This window comes from Rhodococcus sp. 27YEA6, from assembly GCF_044908235.1.
GTDB lineage: Bacteria > Actinomycetota > Actinomycetes > Mycobacteriales > Mycobacteriaceae > Rhodococcus_F > Rhodococcus_F qingshengii.
This window is the reverse complement of sequence record NZ_JBIYCY010000013.1, coordinates 149,837-168,734: the sequence shown is the minus strand read 5'-3', so window position 1 is coordinate 168,734 and position 18,898 is coordinate 149,837. Positions and strand designations below refer to the sequence as shown.

Sequence of the window (18,898 nt, the reverse complement as noted above, 5' to 3'; positions counted from 1 at the left end):
CCCAAGAGGCGGTTGATCATTCGCGGATGTGAAGTACCAAAAAAATTTTGGCACTGACATTCATCGACACACTGTTGAGTTCTCAAAGAACACGCGCACACCATCACTACGACCCTATGGCCGCCGCTCCGGGGCAACTTTCCCAGCCTATCCCAACCTGGCCACCGGCGCAAACCGGAACCCCGTGAAGAAAAACTGGATTGTGTTCGCCAGGCACTTCGTACAACCTCGTGTCACTCGCCGTAAAGGCGGGAGTCGGTGTCCGTGTCGCTCTGACTTGGAATAAGTTACGCGAACCTTCAATCAATTCACAAATCGCCTGGTCACTACAGCGATTGGCCGGCTAAGGCCAGGTCAGACTGTTGCGCCTATCTGCCAATCGCGAATAGACCCGAGTGTGACGCCGAGCACCGAACCTATTCGGAGCCCACCCGCTCGATCACTCCCCCAAGTCCACGGAGATTCTCGACGAATCGCGGGTACCCACGGTCGATGTGGAAGATGTCGTGAACTTCGGTGGTTCCGTCCGCAACCAACCCCGCAAGCACGAGCCCGGCGCCGGCCCGAATGTCCGAAGACCACACCGGTGCACTCGACAACACCGGAACTCCGCGGATCACCGCATGGTGACCGTCAGTACGAGCGTCGGCGCCGAGTCGGATCATTTCCTCGACAAATCGGAAACGCGATTCGAATACGTTCTCGGTGATCATCGACGTGCCTTCGGCAACCGCAGCCAAACCGATTGCCATCGGCTGCAGGTCGGTCGGGAATCCGGGGTACGGCAATGTTGCGAAATTGACCGCTTTAGGCCGTTCACGCTGAATGACGCGGAAACCGTCAACCTCGGGAGTCACCTCCGCGCCGGCCGTCCGAAGCTTGTCGAGGACCAGTCCGAGATGCTTGTGGTTCACCCCACGAACGCGGACGTCACCCCTGGTCATGGATGCCGCGACACCCCACGTTGCAGCGACGATCCGATCGCCGATGACACGGTGCGTAGTCGGTTCCAACTTGCGGACGCCTTGAATGGTGAGCGTCGAACTTCCGCCGCCAGATACCTTGGCGCCCATCTCGTTGAGCATGTTGCACAGATCCACGATCTCGGGCTCACGTGCAGCGTTGTCGATCACTGTCTCACCACGGGCGAGGACCGCTGCCATCAAGATGTTCTCGGTTGCACCCACAGACGGGAAGACCAGGCGGATGTTCGCTCCATGCAGGTCGTCTGCCTCGGCCACTACACATCCGTGTTCGATCTCGCTGCGCGCACCCAACAGGCGGAGCCCGGATTGGTGCATGTCGAGGGGCCTCGAACCGATGGCGTCACCGCCAGGCAAGGCAACAACAGCGCGTCTACAACGCGCGACCAGCGGACCGAGAACACACACTGACGCTCGGAACTGTTTCACCGCATCGAAGTCAGCGTGATACTTCGGCTCGGCCGGCGTCGTGATCCGCACTTCGGAATCTTCGAGTTCGACTTCGCAGCCCAGACCTCGCAGAACGTCCGCCATCAGCGGTACGTCGAGAATGTCCGGGCAGTTGGTCACGACAGTGGTGCCTTCGGCCAACAGCGCCGCGGCCATCAGCTTCAGCACACTGTTCTTGGCCCCTCCCACCAGTACTTCACCTTCGAGGCGGTTACCCCCGGTCACAAGAAAGTGCTCACTCACGGTTCACAGCCTAGAGCCACAACCTCGTCGGCACCGCGCCGGTACCGTAGCCCTATGTCTGTTCACCTGACGAAGATCTACACCCGGACCGGCGACGACGGGACCACGGGCCTCAGCGATTTTTCCCGCGTGTCCAAGAACGATCCGCGTCTGATCGCCTACGCGGATTGCGACGAGACCAATGCAGCGATCGGTGTGGCCGTTGCCCTCGGCACTCCCCCGGAGAATCTCCTCGCAATGCTGCGCCAGATCCAGAACGACCTTTTCGACGCAGGGGCCGACTTGTCCACCCCCGTGGTCGAGAACCCGAAGTACCCGCCGCTACGAGTGACTCAGTCCTACATCGATCGACTCGAAGGATGGTGCGATGAACTCAATGAGCAACTGGCACCGTTGAATTCGTTCATTCTGCCGGGCGGAACCGCCTTGGGAGCCCTGCTTCACGTAGCAAGAACCGTCTCGCGGCGTGCTGAGCGTGCGGCTTGGTCCGCCATCAATGCGAACCCGGAGGACACGAGCGTGCTCCCCGCGAAATACCTCAACAGATTGTCGGATCTGCTCTTCATCATGGGAAGAGTGGCAAATCCTGAAGGCGATGTGCTCTGGAAGCCCGGCGCCGGGGCTTGAGCGGGACCGGTCAGGCGGTGCGTCGCCTACGGGCGCGCCCGTCCGGCCGCGATTCCACCCAGGACAGGAACGCTGTCAATGCTCCACTGTCCAAAGCGATTTCGTAGGCCGACGAGCCGTCATTGACCTTGACCACGACGATGTCGTCGCTCATGATGTCGAATTCGGTACCCGAGGGAGAACGACGGCTCTCGACCTCGATACCTTGACGATCGATCCTGGAGTCCGGGCCCGGCCGCAGACTCGACAGTTTGAAAAAGACAAAGGTGCTTTCGCCGTAGCGAATGATTCCGTGACGCCACCCGCTGTCCCCCGGAGATGGCAGAACACGAAGCAGTGCAGCGGTACCGCCGCGACGCAGAACCAGCAGACGATACAGAAAAGCCGCGACGAGAACCGCGAGCAGCACAACCAGAATGATCAACACAGTCATTCCGAATGTCACTGTTCGTCGGCTCCCGTCGCGGCTTTACTCGAGTAACTTACGCGCGCTCGACGGCCCGGAGCTGACCCTTGGCGACCGCAATCGCTTCGAGGTCGCCCGAGTTCTCGGCCAAGACAGCCTTGGCTGCCTCGACGTCGATGTCCTGTGCCATGTCCGCGGACTCGGCAAGGATCGTCACCGTCGTCGCAGTGACGGAGAGAAATCCTCCGTGTACCGCAGCAACGATACGCTCGCCGTCGACCGAGGTGATCGACACGGTTCCGCCCTCGATCAGCTGGCCGAGGACCGGCTCATGCCCAGGCATGATTCCGATTTCACCCTCGGTGGTCTGAGCGCTGACCAGCGTCGCCGAACCAGACCACAAGCGCTGCTCGACGGCAACGAGTTCTACGGTCATCTCAGCCATCGTGGACTACTTCCCGGCCATCTTCTTGGCTGCAGCCTCGACGTCGTCGAGTCCACCGCAGCTGTTGAATGCCTGCTCGGGCAGGTGATCGAACTCGCCCTTGCAGACGCGGTCGAAGGCTTCGATCGTGTCGCGGAGCGGCACGACGGAGCCGGGCTCACCGGTGAACTTCTCGGCAACGATGAAGTTCTGGCCGAGGAACTTCTGGATACGACGGGCGCGGCCGACGAGGACCTTGTCCTCTTCCTGAAGCTCGTCCATACCGAGGATGGCGATGATGTCCTGCAGTTCCTTGTACTTCTGCAGGATGCGCTTGACCTCGTTGGCAACGCGGAAGTGCTCGGCACCGACGATGCCGGGCTCCAGGATGCGGGAGGTCGAGCTCAGCGGATCCACAGCGGGGTAGATACCCATCTGCGAAATCGGGCGCGAAAGCTCGGTGGTGGCATCGAGGTGCGCGAACGTCGTAGCCGGCGCGGGGTCGGTGTAGTCGTCGGCGGGCACGTAAATAGCCTGCAGCGAGGTGATCGAGCGACCACGGGTCGAGGTGATGCGCTCCTGGAGCTCACCCATCTCGTCCGCCAGCGTGGGCTGGTAGCCCACTGCCGAAGGCATACGGCCGAGGAGGGTGGAAACCTCGGAGCCTGCCTGCGTGAAGCGGAAGATGTTGTCGATGAACAGCAGAACGTCCTGGCCCTGAACGTCGCGGAAGTACTCCGCCATCGTCAGTGCGGACAGGGCGACGCGCATACGCGTTCCGGGCGGCTCGTCCATCTGGCCGAAGACAAGGGCGGTGTCCTGGAGGACGCCCATCTCTTCCATTTCCAGGTGGAGGTCGGTGCCCTCACGGGTACGCTCACCGACGCCTGCGAACACCGAGGTGCCCGAGAACTCGCGAGCGATACGCGTGATCATTTCCTGGATCAGAACGGTCTTGCCGACGCCGGCGCCACCGAACAGGCCGATCTTTCCACCCTTGACGTACGGGGTGAGGAGGTCGATGACCTTGATGCCGGTCTCGAGGATCTCGGTCTTACCTTCGAGCTGATCGAAGGCTGGTGGCTTGCGGTGGATTCCCCACTGCTCGCCGTCGCGGCCGAGGCCCGGGGTGTCGAGGCAATCGCCCAGTGCGTTGAACACGTGGCCCTTGACGACGTCACCGACGGGAACCGAGATCGGCTTGCCCGAGTCGGTCACTGCAGTGCCGCGGACGAGGCCGTCGGTGGGCTGCATGGAGACGGTGCGGACCAGGTTGTCACCGAGGTGCTGTGCAACCTCGAGCGTCAGCGTCTTGGCGACCGAGGGAAGCGTGATCTCGGCGTTCAGGGCGTTGAACAGTTCAGGAACAGCGCCACGCGGGAATTCAACGTCCACGACGGGACCGATGACCCGCACGACGCGGCCGGCTACGGCCGAAGCCGAACCTGCCCCGTTGTTTTCGGTTACTGCTGCGGTCATGTGCTAGTCACTTCCTGCGCTCGAGGCGAGCGCGTTGGCGCCGCCGACGATCTCGCTGATTTCCTGGGTGATCTGGGCCTGGCGAGCCTGGTTGGCCTGACGGCTCAACGTGTTCACCAGTTCGTTTGCGTTGTCCGTCGCGGCCTTCATGGCAGTACGACGGGCTGCCGACTCCGATGCCGCAGCATCGAGAAGCGACGAGAAGATACGAGTGCTGACGTACTTCGGGAGAAGAGCACCGAGAAGCTTCTCGGGCTCGGGCTCGAAGCTGAAGTCCGCGACGGGGCCATTGTCATGGTCGTCGTCGTGGCCGTTGGTCAGCATGTCGTCACCGAGTTCGATGCGCTCTTCCGACACGAAGACCTCGAGAGGAGCCATACGGCGAACCTCGGGAGTCTGCGTCAGCATCGACACGAAGCGGGTGTAGACGATATGGAGTTCGTCGACGCCCTCGATCGTGCCTTCACCGTTCGGAGCGGCAACCTGGTTACCCGAACCAGCCATGAACAGCTCCACCAGGTGGCGGCTGGCCTTCGCTGCATCCGAGTAACCCGGATCCTGCGAGAAGCCCGTCCACGCAGCACCGATGTCGCGGCCGCGGAACGTGTAGTAGCCGAGCCCCTTGGAACCGAGCACGTACACGACCGGCTCCTTGCCCTCGCTGCGGAGGAGAGCCATGAGCTCTTCTGCCTGCTTGAGGACGTTGGAGTTGTAGCCACCACACATGCCGCGGTCACTGGTGACAACGAGGACCGCTGCCCGCTTGGGCTCCGGACGCTCGTTGAGCAACGGGTGATCGAGCGAAGCAGACGCACTCGCCAATTCGGTGAGTACCTTCGTGATCTCCTCGGCATACGGCTTGGACGCGGCGACGCGAATCTGAGCCTTGGTGATACGCGAAGTCGCGATCAGTTCCTGTGCCTTGGTGATCTTCTTGGTCGAGTTGACCGACTTGATACGAGACCGCAATTCGAGAATGCTCGCCATCGATCAATCACTCTCCCTTCGGAATTCGCAGTGTCATGGGCGCGTACGTCACTTGCTGACGGTCTTGCGCTTGACGTTGATCTGCTCGTTCGCGACCTCGTCGGCGCCCAAAGCGTCAGCCTCGGCTTCGTTCACGACCCGGCTTCCGTCGGATGCGATGAAGCCTTCCTTGAACTTGTTCGTCGCGGCGATCAGCTCAGCAGCGTTGTCGGCATCGAGTGCCTTACCGCCGTTGATGCTGGAGTAGACGCCAGCAGCCGAGTGCTTGAGGTCTTCGAGCAGTTCCTTCTCGAAGCGACGGACGTCGCCGATCGGAACGCTGTCGAAGATGCCTTCGCCGGCCAGGTAGATCGAGACGATCTGGTCCTCGACGGGGATCGGGCTGTACTGATCCTGCTTGAGCAGCTCGACCAGACGGGCGCCGCGCTCGAGCTGAGCCTTGGAGGCAGCGTCGAGGTCGGAAGCGAAGGCGGAGAACGCTTCGAGCTCACGGAACTGAGCCAGTTCCAGACGCAGCGAACCGGAAACCTTCTTCATGCCCTTGGTCTGTGCAGCGCCACCGACGCGGGAGACCGAGATACCGACGTTGATCGCGGGGCGAACGCCCTTGTTGAACAGGTCGGACTCGAGGAACACCTGACCGTCGGTGATGGAGATGACGTTGGTCGGGATGTAAGCCGAGACGTCGTTCGCCTTGGTCTCGATGATCGGCAGAGCCGTCAGCGAGCCACCGCCGAGTGCGTCGGACAGCTTCGCCGAACGCTCCAGCAGACGGGAGTGCAAGTAGAAGACGTCACCGGGGTAAGCCTCGCGTCCCGGCGGGCGACGCAGCAGCAGCGAGATGGCGCGGTACGCCTCTGCCTGCTTGGTCAGGTCGTCGAACACGACCAGAACGTGCTTGCCCTGGTACATCCAGTGCTGGCCGATGGCCGAGCCGGTGTACGGTGCGAGCCACTTGAAGCCTGCGGAATCAGATGCCGGAGCAGCAACGATGGTGGTGTATTCCATCGCGCCCTTCTCCTCGAGGGCAGCCTTGACGCCCGCGATGGTGGAACCCTTCTGACCGATGGCAACGTAGATGCAGCGCACCTGCTTGTTGACATCGCCGGAATCCCAGTTGGCCTTCTGGTTCAGGATGGCGTCGATGCAGACCGCGGTCTTGCCGGTCTTGCGGTCGCCGATGATGAGCTGGCGCTGGCCGCGGCCGATCGGGGTCATGGCGTCGATAGCCTTGATACCGGTCTGGAGCGGCTCTTCGACCGGCTGGCGCTCGAGCACCGAAGCGGCCTGGAGCTCGAGTGCACGGTTCTCGGTGCTCTCGATCTCGCCGAGGCCGTCGATGGGCGCACCCAGCGGGTCGATGACGCGGCCGAGGAAAGCATCGCCGACGGGAACCGACAGAACGTCGCCCGTGCGCTTTACTTCCTGGCCTTCTTGAATGTTCTGGTAATCGCCAAGGATGACGGCACCGATTTCGGTGGCATCCAGGTTGAGCGCGACGCCGACGATTCCACCGGGGAACTCCAACAGCTCGTTGGACATAGCCGAAGGCAGGCCAGAGACGTGCGCAATGCCGTCACTGGTGTCGGTCACTGTGCCGACCTCCTCACGGGAGGCCTCCGGGGAGTAGCTCGCGGTGTAGTTGTCGATCGCGCTACGGATCTCGTCGGAGGAGATCGTCAGCTCCGCCATGTTTTTCCTGCTCTCGGTGTCTGGTCTTCGAAAAGATCTGGAGTATGTGTTCGGCTGAAGGACTACTTGAGGTTCTTCCGCAGTGCTGCGAGTCGACCCGCTGCGCTGCCGTCGATAACCTCGTCGCCCACCCGGACGACCAAGCCGCTGAGGAGTTCTGGATCAACCTCGACGTGTACTGCTACCGGCTTCCCGTAGGTGCGGGTAAGAGTGCTGGCCAAGCGATCCGACTGCTCCGAGCTCAACGCCGAGGCGCTGCGAACGTGAGCAACGGTGGTATCGCGCTGCGCTGCGGCAAGATTCGACAGCTGATCGAAAGTGTCTGCGGGTGCAGACTTCAACCGGCCGACGGCCTGTCCGGCGAGTGCCTCGGTGACCGCGGTGACCTTGCCGTAGAGCAAGCGGGAGAGGAACTCACGCTTGCGGGCTGCGGGAACCGACAGATCCGAGAGCGTCTGCTCCAGGCTGGGATCCCCTGCCACGATGCGACCGAGACGGAAGAGCTCGTCCTCAACGGTGTCCAACTGGCTCTGATCGGCTGCGGCGCGGAGCAGAGCTTCGCGTCCGAGCAGTTCGAGCGAGTTGACCAAGTCGCGGGCCGCAGACCAGTCCTGGCCTGCAGCTGCCTTCACGGTGGCGAGCGCCTCGGCGCCGACCTTTCCGGAGAACAACTGCTCTGCCAAAGCCTGGCGACCAGCGGCCGGTGCCGAAGCGTCAGCCAGCGCGCTGCGAAGAGCGCGCTGGCCGTCGAGTACCTCGACCACCGAGAAGAGCTCGGACCCAGCCTGAGCAGAAGCAGCAGTTGCGGCTCCTGCAGAGACGGCGCCCAGGGCACTGCTCAGCGCAGAACGAGTCTGCGCCAAGGCTTCACGGCTCGCTGCGTACATGTTGCTCACTTCCTGGCTGAATCAGCGCTGACGGTGTCGAGCTCGTTGAGGAAACGATCAACCGTTCCGGCGCGCTTCACGTCGTCGGCGAGGGACTCCCCGATGACCTTCTCGGCCAGGTCTACAGCGGTCTTGCCGAGATCCGAGCGGAGCTCAGCGACGATCTGCTGACGCTGGGCGACGAGCTGGCTGTGGCCTGCGGCCACGATACGGTCGCTCTCGTCCTGCGCCTGAACCTTCATGTCAGCGATGATCTGCTGACCCTGGGTACGCGCTTCCTCACGGATCTGCGCTGCCTCGGTACGAGCTTCGGCGAGCTGCGCGCGGTACTGCTCGAGCGCGGCCGCTGCCTCTGCCTGTGCGTCTTCGGCCTTCTTGATGCCGCCCTCGATCTGCTCGGTGCGTTCGGCCAAGACCTTCTGGAACTTCGGAAGAACGAGCTTCCAGAAGACAAAACCGACTACGACGAGCGCAACCGCGGACCACACGATGTCGTATGTCTCGGGCAAGAGAGGATTGTGTGTCTCCTCTGTTGCCGCGAGCACTGCGAAGGTGGCTCCCATGTCTGTCTTAGAAAATGAAACCGGCGACAAGGCCGATCAATGCGAGGGCCTCGGTGAATGCAATACCGAGGAACATGGTGGTACGAACCTGGCCGGCCATCTCGGGCTGGCGGACCATGCCTTCGATTGCCTTGCCCACAACGATGCCCACGCCGATGCCGGGGCCGATTGCTGCGAGGCCGTAGCCGATGGCTCCGTAGCCGCGCGACTTGGTCTCGACAACTTCCTGAGCGAGGTAAGCGATGCTCATGGTGTTCCATTCCCTTTCTGTTGACCTCTGCCGGATTCGGCAAGAGGCTCAGTTCTTGGTGTAGCTGGTGAGGAGGTAAAAGGTCAGTGCTCGTCGGCGTGGAGCGCCAGTTCGATGTACACCGCGGTCAGCAACGCGAACACGTAAGCCTGCAGGAAGATGACCAGCAGCTCGAAGAACGTGAATGCGATACCGGCGATGATCGACGGAACGCCGAAGATCGCCTGGAATCCGCCGGACACGAAGAAGAAGTAGTTCGTCGCGCTGAAGAACAGCACCAGCAGGATGTGGCCGGCCAACATGTTGGCCATGAGACGAACCATCAGCGTGAACGGGCGCAGGATGAAGGTCGAGATGAACTCGATGGGCACCAACAAGAAGTGCAGGGGCAGCGGGACGCCGGGAACGACGATGCTGCTCTTGACGTACTTGAAGAAGCCGTACTTCTTGATTCCGACGTAGTTGAACACGATGTAGGCGAGCGCCGCGAGTACCAGGGGCATACCGATTCGTGCGTTCGGCGAGATGTTCAGGAAAGGAATGATGCTGGCCAGGTTGCTGGCGACCACGATGAAGAAGATCGTCGTGATGACCGGCAGGAAGCGCTTGCCCTGTTCCTTGCCCAGGATCTCCTCGGCGATGTTGATACGAACGAAGTCGAGCGCAAGCTCGGCGGCGTTCTGCATCCCACGGGGAACCAATCGAGGACTGCGCATCGCGATCACGAAGAAGGCTGCGACCAGCACCGACATCAGCAGACGAATCAGCATCAGACGGTCGAGCTCGAAGGGGCCCGCGTGAATCAACACGGAGGGCGGGAAAAAATCGTCTAGTGACGGCGCATGGAATTCATCCGCGGCCAGGGTGGTGACGCTCAGCGTTCTCTCCCGTAGTCGGTCCGCAGCCATCATTGACTGCGGTTCGATCGGACATTGACGATCTACAAGTCGACAAGTTCGACTCGCGCATTCGTCAGCAGCTGGAGAACCCTAGAGGGGCCTGGCGTCTGTCGGTGTCGGCGACTCTCGTCGACTCAGTGGTCAGAATTTCGACCACCTGCGAGCACATGGCATCGTCGGCTGAGTGTTACTCGGCCCACCATTGCTCTCGCTTGAACCGAACCTTATCAAGTCATCTACGACATTGTGTAGATGGGGTACCTGGAAGTCCGATTAGTTACCTCTTGTAGTACTACTCGTCGTCGTCGACGTTGCTGCTGGGAGTGGGATCGACGTACGGAGTTTTGGTTCCCAGGACGCCGTAAGTCTCCGCACCGAGCACCACGACCAGCGACATGATGATGACCAGGACGAGGGCGGTCTTGTTGTAGAAATCCATGTCCGAGAGGACAAAGAGAACCACCATCGCGAGAATCATCTTCAGCAGCCAGGTACCGAGCAGAACGGCACCGGCCGTGAGCGCAGGCAGCTTCGCTGTGAGCAGCACGCCCAACGCCGTGAACAAGATGAACCCGCCGCCGACGGCTGCGCCGATCAAAGCGCCGTAGACGCCTTCCTTACCGGCGAAGAGCCCGCCCAGGAGCGCGCCGACCACGGCCAGCGCGATCAGCCCCATCACACCCCACTTCACGGCCGACTTCATGGCGGCGGTCGAATCAGGGATGGGTTGCGAGGCAGGTACAGGCTGCGGCGTGTTCGTCACGATGCCCAAGGGTAATGGATCGGAAAACTTGGCTAGCGACGCTGCTGCTTGCGATCGATCAGCGAAGGCACCGCAGTGAAGAACAACGCAAGAACCAAACCGGCCGCGACGAGTACAACAACCAGCTGACGATTGAGCAGCGAGGATCCGACGGCACCGAACGCCAGGACGCTGACCCACAGGTAGATGACCAGCACAACTCGTCGGTGCGTGTGTCCGATCTGCAAGAGGCGATGATGCAGGTGCATCTTGTCCGGACTGAACGGACTGACGCCCGCTTTCGTCCGGCGGATCACGGCCAGGAGCATGTCCAGCATCGGGATGAACATCACAGCCCCGACCAGCAACAACGGCGCGAGGAGGCCGACGAGGTCGCGGGTTCCGTAGGCAGTGAGCGGAATACGACCGGATGCACTGGTGGAGATCGCGGCCAGCATGAGACCAATCAACATCGACCCGGAATCGCCCATGAAAATGCGCGCTGGATTGAAGTTGTGTGGAAGAAAACCGAGACAAGCGCCTGCCAAAGCCGCCGCGATCATCGCCGGCGGGTAGACACTCGCGTCGCCGCCCTGATCGTGGAGAAGACCGATCGAGAAGATGAGGATGGCGAGCGCCGCGATCAGACCCAACCCGGCGGCCAATCCGTCGAGACCGTCGACAAAATTCATGGCGTTGATGGTCGCGACGGCAACAGCAACGGTGAACAGTCCGGATTGAATCTGATCGAGGATGATGGTGGACCCACCGTCACCGCCGAACGGGTTGTAGATGATGAACCAGCTGACGCCCATCACCACGAGAACGCCGGCAGCAGTCACCTGACCGACAAATTTGGTGAGGGCGTCGAGGCCCCACCTGTCGTCGATCACACCCACGAGGACGATGACGGCGCCAGCTACGAGCGCAGCGTGTACGTCAGGACTGCCGAAGCCGAAACCTCTTGTGAGCGCGGGTAATTGCTGCGCGAACAGCAGACCGACAGCCATGCCGACATACATTCCGACGCCACCGAGGCGCGGAATCGGCTCGACGTGAACGTCCCGATCACGAGGAATCGCGACAGCGCCGAACCTCAGCGCCAACAACCGGACTGCGCCAGTCGCCAGGTAGGTCACCACCGCCGCCGTACACAGCACGAGCAAAAGTTCACGGATGGGAACACCCGCTCCCCCGCCACCCTGTGCCAGATACGTGGTCGCCTCGTAGGAAGTGATCACTGCTCGAGATCACCCGTCTGGCGGGCATAGGCAGGCTTTGCCCGGACCAGTTCGCGAACGCCGTCGGCAACTGCTGCCAACTCGGCCTCTCCTGACGTGGTGGCGGGGTCCGCGACAACTGCGCGCGCGATCAACTCCCCCACCACGCTCATGTCGGAGCGGTTGAAACCCTGGGTCGTCACGGCCGCGGACCCGACGCGGATTCCGGACGTGACGGCGGGCGACTGCGGATCGAACGGAATCGCGTTCTTGTTGAGCGTGATCGAAGCCAGTCCGCACCTACGCTCGGCGTCGACGCCGGTGACACCGCTTGCGCGCAGGTCGAGAAGCGCCAGATGTGTGTCGGTTCCACCGGACACGGTGCGCAGACCGCGAGCTTCCAACGACAGCGCGAGTGCCGATGCGTTGGCAACCACTTCCTGTGCATACCAACGATATTCCGGCGTCGACGCCTCTTTGAACGCAACCGCTTTCCCGGCGATCGCATGCATCATCGGGCCGCCTTGAATGAAGGGGAACACCGCGCGATCTACAGCCGAGGCATGCTCGCTGCGGCACAGGATCATTCCGCCGCGCGGGCCTCTGAGGACTTTGTGCGTCGTCGCGGAGACGACGTCGGCGTACGGAACGCACGAAGGTATCGCCCGGCCTGCCACGAGTCCGATGAAGTGGGCGGCGTCGACCCACAGGATCGCACCGACCTCGTCTGCGATCGAGCGGAAGGCTGCGAAGTCGATGGTGCGGGAGTACGCGGTCGCGCCGGCGACGATGATTTTCGGCTTGTGCGCCAGAGCCAGGGTGCGAACCTCGTCGTAGTCGATCAATTCGGTGGCCGAATCGACGTGATAGGGAACGGTGGTGAACCACTGCCCAGAAAAGCTGACGCGAGACCCGTGAGTCAGATGCCCACCGTGCGGCAGACTCATCGCCAATACGGTGTCGCCGGGCTTGGCGAATGCGGCGTACACCGCGAGATTCGCAGTGGCCCCCGAATGCGGTTGGACGTTGACGTGCTCGGCGCCGAACAGCGCCTTTGCCCGATCGATCGCCAGATTCTCGGCTACGTCGACGTACTCGCACCCGCCGTAGTAACGCCGACCCGGATAGCCCTCGGCGTACTTGTTGCTCAGGGTCGAACCCAAGGCAGCCAGTACGGCAGGGCTGGTGAAGTTCTCGCTCGCGATGAGTTGAAGTCCGTCGCGCTGACGCTCGAGTTCGGCCAGCGCAACAGCCGCGATCTCGGGGTCTGCCGTGGCAAGCTCACCGAAATCCGGTCCCCAATACGTGGATTCCCCCGCGCGCTCGCCGCCGGCGCCGACCATCGTTACGAAACTCCCTCTACGAGACTTTCCGGACTGGTGCCCAATACCTCGGCGATGGATTCTGCCGAGACGGCACCCACTCGCAAGATACGCGGTGAATTGCCGGTCAGGTCGACGATCGTGGAAGCAACGGCGTGTTCGGCCTTGCCCCCGTCGAGATACACGCTGGCAGATCCGCCGAGCTGATCTCGGGCTTCCTCGACGGTAGTTGCCGGCGGACGCCCCGAAATGTTGGCGCTCGAGACGGCAAGCGGTCCGACATCGCGCAACAGTTCGAGGGCAACCGGATGCAAGGGCATGCGGAGCATGACGGTTCCGCGGGTATCACCGAGGTCCCAGGCAAGTGAAGGCGCCTGCTCGACGACCAGGCTCAGTCCGCCGGGCCAGAATGCGCGGATCAGATCCCGTGCCTGCGGGCGCACGCTGTAGACGAGCCCGTCGATGGTGTTCCACGATCCGACCAGAACCGGGACGGGCATGTCTCGCCCGCGTCCCTTGGCGCGCAAAAGACTCGTGACAGCTTCGCTGTCGAACGCCTCGGCGGCGAGTCCGTAAAGGGTGTCGGTAGGGAGAACTACGAGTCGGCCGGCCTTGAGCGCGTTCTTCGCGGCGGCCAAGCCTGCGGTTCGGGAATCTGTCTGACTGCAGTCGTACACGGTGCTCACTCAGCCATCCTTTCACTCTGCGCTTCGGGCGTTCGATTCCGCTGTGCTTCGACGTCGGTGGCGACACGTCTGGCGACGACGAATCGCGGACGACCGGCAAGATCTGGATGCTGCGCGACCTCGCCGAATACCCGGCGCGCCGAGAACAGCGCAGCGACGCCGTCCCCGTTGGTGTCGTCGTGCTCGATGCCTGCCGCGCCGCCGATTCGAAGCCACCGTGCGATGTTGCTGATCATGGGTTTGATGACGGACAGACCGTCGGTACCGCCGAACAGTGCGGTGTGTGGGTCGTAATCCATGACCTCAGGCTGCAATTGCGCGCCTTCGGGGATGTACGGCGGATTGGACACGACCAGATCGACGCCGCCCTCGAGCCCTGGCAACAGGTTCCGATCGGTGACATCACCCTGATGCAGATGGATCGGTGTATCACCGGCGGCCTCGCGGTCGGCAGCATTACGACGCGCCCACGCCAGGGCGGCGGGCTCCTTCTCCACGGCGTGAACGACGGCGTCCGGACGGGCCTCGGCGATGGACAGCGCGAGTACACCCGATCCCGTACACAGGTCCAGAACTACCGGCGGCTTGCTTCCGCAACCTTCGAGGAACGAGAGTGCCCAACCCATGAGCAGTTCGGTTTCCGGCCGCGGAATGAAGACACCCGGCCCGACAGCGACGTCGATGTTGCCCATCGACGCGACTCCGATGATGTGCTGCAACGGAATCCGCTTCACCCGTTGGGCAACTAACTCGTCGAACGCCGCGATGACCTCGGGATCGACCAACGGAATCAGTCCGAGACGCGTGCGTTCGACCCCGAGCAGGTGGGATGCCAACAACTCGGCGTCGGTGCGTGGGCTGGGCACACCTGCGGCGTCGAGCTGTTTTGCAGCTTCGATCAGCGCCAAACGAAGTGGAAGTCGACTCACGGGTACAGCCTGCCACGCTCGACCGACACGCGGTTCACCGAGTTCCCGGCGGGATGGAGGTCAGTCATGGTCTGCATCTACTCGGCCGCGAGACGCGCCTCTCGGTCCGCCTTGCCCAATGCATCGAGAAGTGCGTCGAGCTCACCGTCGAGCACCGCGTCGAGGTTGTGCGACTTGAATCCGATGCGGTGATCGGTGATGCGGTTCTCGGGGAAGTTGTAGGTGCGGATGCGCTCCGAACGGTCCACCGTCCGAACCTGACTCTGGCGACCTGCCGACGCTTCAGCGTCCGCGGCTTCCTCGGCGACTACCTGCAAACGGGCTGCAAGGACCTGCATGGCGCGCGCCTTGTTCTGGAGCTGCGAACGCTCGTTCTGGCAGGTGACGACGATGCCGGTCGGAAGGTGCGTGATTCGGACAGCAGAGTCGGTCGTGTTGACGCCCTGACCGCCCTTGCCGGACGAACGGTAGACGTCGATACGCAGGTCACTTTCGTCGATCTGGACCTGCTCGACCTCTTCGGGCTCCGGGTAGACCAGAACGCCGGCAGCCGAAGTGTGAACGCGTCCCTGGGATTCGGTGACAGGCACTCGCTGGACGCGGTGAACGCCGCCCTCGAACTTCAGCCGCGCCCACACTCCGTCCGGGGTGTCCGACTTGCTCTTGATCGACAGCGTGGCTTCCTTGTATCCGCCGAGATCGGAGACCGTCGCGTCGAGAATCTCGACGCGCCAGCCATGCCGTTCCGCGTAGCGGACGTACATGCGGGCCAGGTCCGAGGCGAAGAGCGCGGATTCTTCGCCGCCCTCACCGGACTTCACTTCGAGGACGATGTCGTCGCCGTCATGCGGATCACGCGGCGCCAACTGATCGGTAAGCGTCTGCTCGAGCTGCGCGACCTCGGCTTCGAGATCGGGGATCTCGGCGGCGAAGCTGGAATCGTCGGCGGCTAGTTCGCGCGCGGCTTCCAGATCGTCCTGCGCAGCGGTGAGCTTGTTGTACGTCGACATGATCGGCGAGAGCTCGGAGAACCGCTTACCGACGCGCCTGGCAGCGGCAGGGTCGTTGTGCAGCGCCGGATCGGACATCTGTGCTTCGAGACCGGCGTGCTCCGCCAAGATGTCGTCGATGGCCGAGGGCTGGGTTGCGCCTGCCATGGTTCGCTCCGCTCTGAGTTTCGATTCCTACGGTGCGCGCTTGAAGGTATTTCGACGCCGGGACCCGGGAAACGCGCAAACCGAGTGCAGGCACAAAAAAGCCGACGCCCGATCTGCGCATGGCAGATCGGGCGTCGGCGGAACAGCTAGGACTCGGTGGCCGGGACCTTGCTGTCTGCGCGCTTGCCGTAGCGAGCCTCGAAGCGAGCGACGCGTCCACCGGTGTCGAGAATCTTCTGCTTGCCCGTGTAGAACGGGTGGCACTGCGAGCAAACCTCGACGTTGATGCGTCCGGACTCCTTGGTGCTGTGGGTCTCGAACGTGTTACCGCAACCGCAGACGACGGTGGTCGCTACGTAGGTTGGGTGGATTCCTGCCTTCATGGTGTCCCTTTCAATGGTCGCCGGGTCGACGTCGCCAATCGACATCGTGAACCGGAACCGGACTCGGCCGTTCAGTATGCCAGATGCGGTACCTCACCGGATAATCCGCGTCTCGCACGCCTCGGGGTGGCTGTACGAAGTTGTCAACGCACTGTCGCTCGGTTTTGTTCCGCCCACGCAAAAGGCCCACAACCAGCTGGTTGTGGGCCTTTTGACGTCGAATCGATCAGTCGTCGATCGCACCCGGTGCGGTCTTGGAGACCTGCATCAGGAACTCGAGGTTGTTCTTGCTCTTCTTCAGTCGATCGATCAGCAGATCGATGGCCTGATGCGAGTCCAGACCGGACAGGACGCGACGGAGCTTGTGCAGCACCGCAGCTTCGTCCGGGCTCAGGAGCAACTCGTCCTTACGCGTGCTGGACGGGTTGACGTCCACGGCCGGGAACACGCGGCGTTCGGCGATCTTGCGATCGAGCTTGAGCTCGGCGTTGCCGGTGCCCTTGAACTCTTCGAAGATCACGGTGTCGCCGGTGGATCCGGTCTCGACCATTGCGGTAGCGATGATGGTGAGCGATCCACCGTTCTCGATGTTGCGGGCAGCACCGAGGAAACGCTTCGGCGGGTAGAGCGCCGTCGAGTCGACACCACCGGAGAGGATGCGTCCCGACGCCGGCGAGGAGTTGTTGTACGCACGACCCAGACGCGTGATGGAGTCGAGCAGTACGACGACGTCCTTACCCATCTCGACCAGGCGCTTCGCACGCTCGATTGCCAGCTCGGCAACTGCGGTGTGATCTCCCGGCGGGCGGTCGAAGGTGGAGGAAATGACCTCACCCTTCACGCTGCGCTGCATGTCGGTCACTTCCTCGGGACGCTCGTCCACGAGGATGACCATCAGGTAGCACTCAGGATTGTTGGTGGCGACGGCATTCGCGATCGCCTGCAACACGCTGGTCTTACCAGCCTTGGGCGGGCTGACGATGAGGGCACGCTGGCCCTTACCGATGGGCATCACCAGGTCGATGACACGCGTCGTGAGAATGTGCTGCTCGGTCTCGAGGCGCAGACGCTGGTTCGGGTACAGCGGCGTGAGCTTGTTGAACTCGGGGCGCTTCTTCGCGGCCTCGACGTCGCCGCCGTTGACCGTGTCGATGCGAACCAGCGGGTTGAACTTCTGGCGCTGGCTGCCCTGCTCACCGTCACGCGAGACGCGGACGGCACCGGTGATGGCGTCGCCACGGCGAAGGCCGTTCTTGCGGATCAGGTTCATGGAGACGTAGACGTCGTTGGGACCGGCGAGGTACCCGGACGTACGCACGAAGGCGTAATTGTCGAGGACGTCGAGGATGCCGGCGACCGGCTGCAGGACGTCGTCCTCACGAATCTCGGTCTCGCGTGAATCGTTGGGTGCGCCACCCTCACCGCGATCGCGACCACGGCCACGGCGCTCGCGGAAACGGCGTCCGCGGCGTCCGCGTCCACCCTCTTCGTCGTCGTCCGGCCCGTTGTTGCGGTTGTCCGTGCGAGGACCGGCGTTGTTCTGGCCGGCGTTGTTCTGATTGCCGCGGTCCTGGCGGTCCTGGCGATCCCGGTTGCCCTGGTTCTCCCGCTGGCCCTGGTTCTCCCGCTGGCCCTGGTTGTCCCGCTGGCCCTGGTTGTCCCGCTGGCCCTGGTTGTCGCGCTGGCCCTGGTTGTCGCGGTTGCGCTCGCGGCGGGGACGCTCGTTGCCCTGCTCGGCGGGAGCCTGATCAGCGTCGGACTTGCCCTCGGTGCGCGCAGGACGCTCGGCCGGAGCCTCGGCCTTGGCGGTCTCGGCGACCTTCGAAGAATCGGCGGCCTTCGCGGTGTCCGCGTCGGACTTCGCCGAAGGCATTTCCTGCTCGATGCTCAGTTCGCCCTGGTCGGGTGAACCTGCACGACGAGCGGCGCCACGACGCTGAAGTCCGCGACGGGGTGCGCTCTGATCGGAATCCTCGGCGGATTCCGTACGCGCAGGCGCGGCCTCGGCAGGAGCCGACTCGGCTGCCGGAGCTGTTTCGGCTGCGGGGGTTTCGGTGCGTGCGGCGCGAGTGCTCTTGGCACGAGTGCGCGCAACGGGTGCGTCGTCGAGAGTGAGTTCACTCTGTGCGGGTGCAGCCTTCGCGCTGCCGCCCTGGCGCTCCTTGATGGCTGCGATCAGGTCACCCTTGCGCATGCCGGAAGTGCCTTTGATGCCCAGTTCACCCGCAAGAGTGCGGAGTTCGGTGAGCACCATGCCGGAGAGTCCGGCACCACGGCGCGTTTCGGCACGCTTCGTGGAGGTCGCCACCGCACCGTTCGATGCTGAAGATGACGCCTGAGAATTGTCGCCTGATTCCGACCCGGCGGGTGCAGAAGTGGCGATGAGGTCCGTATCGGTCACGGAGGTCCTTTCCTTCCCTCACTCGCACTGCGCAAAGTCGAGGGTTCGTCCCGCAGTTCGATTGAATACCGAACTCGGTGGTGCCGTACGTGGTTGCTGTCCAGAACTGCCGGCTTGTCCGCCGTCACATGATTGTCGGAAACTCTCGCCTCAAACTTTTCATGCGCT

19 protein-coding genes are annotated in these 18,898 nt (G+C 62.8%); 1 reads left to right on the top strand and 18 read right to left on the bottom strand.

Annotated elements, in window-relative coordinates:
• Positions 1–416: 416 nt before the first annotated feature.
• Positions 417–1,676: a UDP-N-acetylglucosamine 1-carboxyvinyltransferase gene (gene murA / locus ABH939_RS26000; protein ID WP_003941314.1), complete on the bottom strand. Its 1,260-nt coding sequence runs from the start codon at positions 1,674–1,676 to the stop codon at positions 417–419.
• Between the two features lie 54 nt (positions 1,677–1,730).
• On the opposite strand from murA, the gene ABH939_RS25995 reads away from it, so the two are divergent.
• On the top strand, positions 1,731–2,303 hold the full coding sequence (locus ABH939_RS25995) for a cob(I)yrinic acid a,c-diamide adenosyltransferase (RefSeq protein ID WP_030537338.1): 573 nt from the start codon (positions 1,731–1,733) through the stop codon (positions 2,301–2,303).
• Positions 2,304–2,313: 10 nt separating this feature from the next.
• Here the strand turns inward: ABH939_RS25995 and ABH939_RS25990 are convergent, their stop codons facing one another.
• From ABH939_RS25990 to rho, 17 genes are all read right to left on the bottom strand, one after another.
• The gene (locus tag ABH939_RS25990) at positions 2,314–2,736 is read right to left on the bottom strand and encodes a DUF2550 domain-containing protein (protein ID WP_029255703.1); all 423 of its coding nucleotides are present in this window, start codon (positions 2,734–2,736) and stop codon (positions 2,314–2,316) included.
• 49 nt (positions 2,737–2,785) lie between these two features.
• A complete protein-coding gene (locus ABH939_RS25985; RefSeq protein ID WP_003941287.1) occupies positions 2,786–3,154 on the bottom strand; it encodes a F0F1 ATP synthase subunit epsilon in 369 nt (122 codons plus the stop codon).
• A 6-nt stretch (positions 3,155–3,160) separates the two neighbouring features.
• The gene (atpD, locus tag ABH939_RS25980) at positions 3,161–4,612 is read right to left on the bottom strand and encodes a F0F1 ATP synthase subunit beta (RefSeq protein WP_003941349.1); all 1,452 of its coding nucleotides are present in this window, start codon (positions 4,610–4,612) and stop codon (positions 3,161–3,163) included.
• Between the two features lie 3 nt (positions 4,613–4,615).
• Positions 4,616–5,599: a F0F1 ATP synthase subunit gamma gene (locus ABH939_RS25975; protein WP_003941320.1), complete on the bottom strand. Its 984-nt coding sequence runs from the start codon at positions 5,597–5,599 to the stop codon at positions 4,616–4,618.
• A 48-nt stretch (positions 5,600–5,647) separates the two neighbouring features.
• Positions 5,648–7,291, bottom strand: a complete 1,644-nt coding sequence (gene atpA, locus ABH939_RS25970; RefSeq protein WP_007726218.1) for a F0F1 ATP synthase subunit alpha — start codon at positions 7,289–7,291, stop codon at positions 5,648–5,650.
• 62 nt (positions 7,292–7,353) lie between these two features.
• A complete protein-coding gene (locus tag ABH939_RS25965; protein WP_003941304.1) occupies positions 7,354–8,178 on the bottom strand; it encodes a F0F1 ATP synthase subunit delta in 825 nt (274 codons plus the stop codon).
• 5 nt (positions 8,179–8,183) lie between these two features.
• Positions 8,184–8,741 (bottom strand): F0F1 ATP synthase subunit B, encoded by a 558-nt coding sequence (locus tag ABH939_RS25960; RefSeq protein WP_019749173.1) that lies wholly within the window; start codon positions 8,739–8,741, stop codon positions 8,184–8,186.
• 7 nt (positions 8,742–8,748) lie between these two features.
• Positions 8,749–8,991: an ATP synthase F0 subunit C gene (locus tag ABH939_RS25955; protein WP_003941327.1), complete on the bottom strand. Its 243-nt coding sequence runs from the start codon at positions 8,989–8,991 to the stop codon at positions 8,749–8,751.
• 83 nt (positions 8,992–9,074) lie between these two features.
• Positions 9,075–9,902, bottom strand: a complete 828-nt coding sequence (gene atpB, locus ABH939_RS25950) for a F0F1 ATP synthase subunit A (protein ID WP_030537337.1) — start codon at positions 9,900–9,902, stop codon at positions 9,075–9,077.
• A gap of 280 nt (positions 9,903–10,182) precedes the next feature.
• Positions 10,183–10,653 (bottom strand): glycine zipper family protein, encoded by a 471-nt coding sequence (locus ABH939_RS25945; protein ID WP_019749175.1) that lies wholly within the window; start codon positions 10,651–10,653, stop codon positions 10,183–10,185.
• Positions 10,654–10,685: 32 nt separating this feature from the next.
• Entirely contained in the window at positions 10,686–11,873 is a 1,188-nt protein-coding gene (locus ABH939_RS25940; protein WP_003941359.1) for a glycosyltransferase family 4 protein, read from the bottom strand.
• Positions 11,870–13,195, bottom strand: a complete 1,326-nt coding sequence (gene glyA, locus ABH939_RS25935) for a serine hydroxymethyltransferase (protein ID WP_042923189.1) — start codon at positions 13,193–13,195, stop codon at positions 11,870–11,872. Before glyA ends, ABH939_RS25940 begins: the two co-directional genes overlap by 4 nt.
• 2 nt (positions 13,196–13,197) lie before the next feature.
• Positions 13,198–13,860 (bottom strand): L-threonylcarbamoyladenylate synthase, encoded by a 663-nt coding sequence (locus ABH939_RS25930; RefSeq protein WP_404650359.1) that lies wholly within the window; start codon positions 13,858–13,860, stop codon positions 13,198–13,200.
• Positions 13,857–14,789 (bottom strand): peptide chain release factor N(5)-glutamine methyltransferase, encoded by a 933-nt coding sequence (gene prmC / locus ABH939_RS25925; RefSeq protein WP_030537333.1) that lies wholly within the window; start codon positions 14,787–14,789, stop codon positions 13,857–13,859. Before prmC ends, ABH939_RS25930 begins: the two co-directional genes overlap by 4 nt.
• A gap of 77 nt (positions 14,790–14,866) precedes the next feature.
• Positions 14,867–15,946: a peptide chain release factor 1 gene (prfA, locus tag ABH939_RS25920; protein WP_003941341.1), complete on the bottom strand. Its 1,080-nt coding sequence runs from the start codon at positions 15,944–15,946 to the stop codon at positions 14,867–14,869.
• Between the two features lie 146 nt (positions 15,947–16,092).
• A complete protein-coding gene (rpmE, locus tag ABH939_RS25915; protein ID WP_003941310.1) occupies positions 16,093–16,329 on the bottom strand; it encodes a 50S ribosomal protein L31 in 237 nt (78 codons plus the stop codon).
• A gap of 226 nt (positions 16,330–16,555) precedes the next feature.
• Entirely contained in the window at positions 16,556–18,730 is a 2,175-nt protein-coding gene (gene rho, locus ABH939_RS25910; RefSeq protein WP_404650358.1) for a transcription termination factor Rho, read from the bottom strand.
• Positions 18,731–18,898 lie beyond the last annotated feature (168 nt).

Excerpts from the sequence above, each read along its gene's own strand:
- ABH939_RS25995 (WP_030537338.1), top strand. The coding sequence starts at position 1,731 with ATGTCTGTTCACCTGACGAAGATCTACACCCGGACCGGCGACGACGGG.
- ABH939_RS25990 (WP_029255703.1), bottom strand. The coding sequence starts at position 2,736 with ATGACTGTGTTGATCATTCTGGTTGTGCTGCTCGCGGTTCTCGTCGCG.
- ABH939_RS25985 (WP_003941287.1), bottom strand. The coding sequence starts at position 3,154 with ATGGCTGAGATGACCGTAGAACTCGTTGCCGTCGAGCAGCGCTTGTGG.
- atpD (WP_003941349.1), bottom strand. The coding sequence starts at position 4,612 with ATGACCGCAGCAGTAACCGAAAACAACGGGGCAGGTTCGGCTTCGGCC.
- ABH939_RS25975 (WP_003941320.1), bottom strand. The coding sequence starts at position 5,599 with ATGGCGAGCATTCTCGAATTGCGGTCTCGTATCAAGTCGGTCAACTCG.
- atpA (WP_007726218.1), bottom strand. The coding sequence starts at position 7,291 with ATGGCGGAGCTGACGATCTCCTCCGACGAGATCCGTAGCGCGATCGAC.
- ABH939_RS25965 (WP_003941304.1), bottom strand. The coding sequence starts at position 8,178 with ATGTACGCAGCGAGCCGTGAAGCCTTGGCGCAGACTCGTTCTGCGCTG.
- ABH939_RS25960 (WP_019749173.1), bottom strand. The coding sequence starts at position 8,741 with ATGGGAGCCACCTTCGCAGTGCTCGCGGCAACAGAGGAGACACACAAT.
- ABH939_RS25955 (WP_003941327.1), bottom strand. The coding sequence starts at position 8,991 with ATGAGCATCGCTTACCTCGCTCAGGAAGTTGTCGAGACCAAGTCGCGC.
- atpB (WP_030537337.1), bottom strand. The coding sequence starts at position 9,902 with ATGATGGCTGCGGACCGACTACGGGAGAGAACGCTGAGCGTCACCACC.
- glyA (WP_042923189.1), bottom strand. The coding sequence starts at position 13,195 with ATGGTCGGCGCCGGCGGCGAGCGCGCGGGGGAATCCACGTATTGGGGA.
- prfA (WP_003941341.1), bottom strand. The coding sequence starts at position 15,946 with ATGGCAGGCGCAACCCAGCCCTCGGCCATCGACGACATCTTGGCGGAG.
- rpmE (WP_003941310.1), bottom strand. The coding sequence starts at position 16,329 with ATGAAGGCAGGAATCCACCCAACCTACGTAGCGACCACCGTCGTCTGC.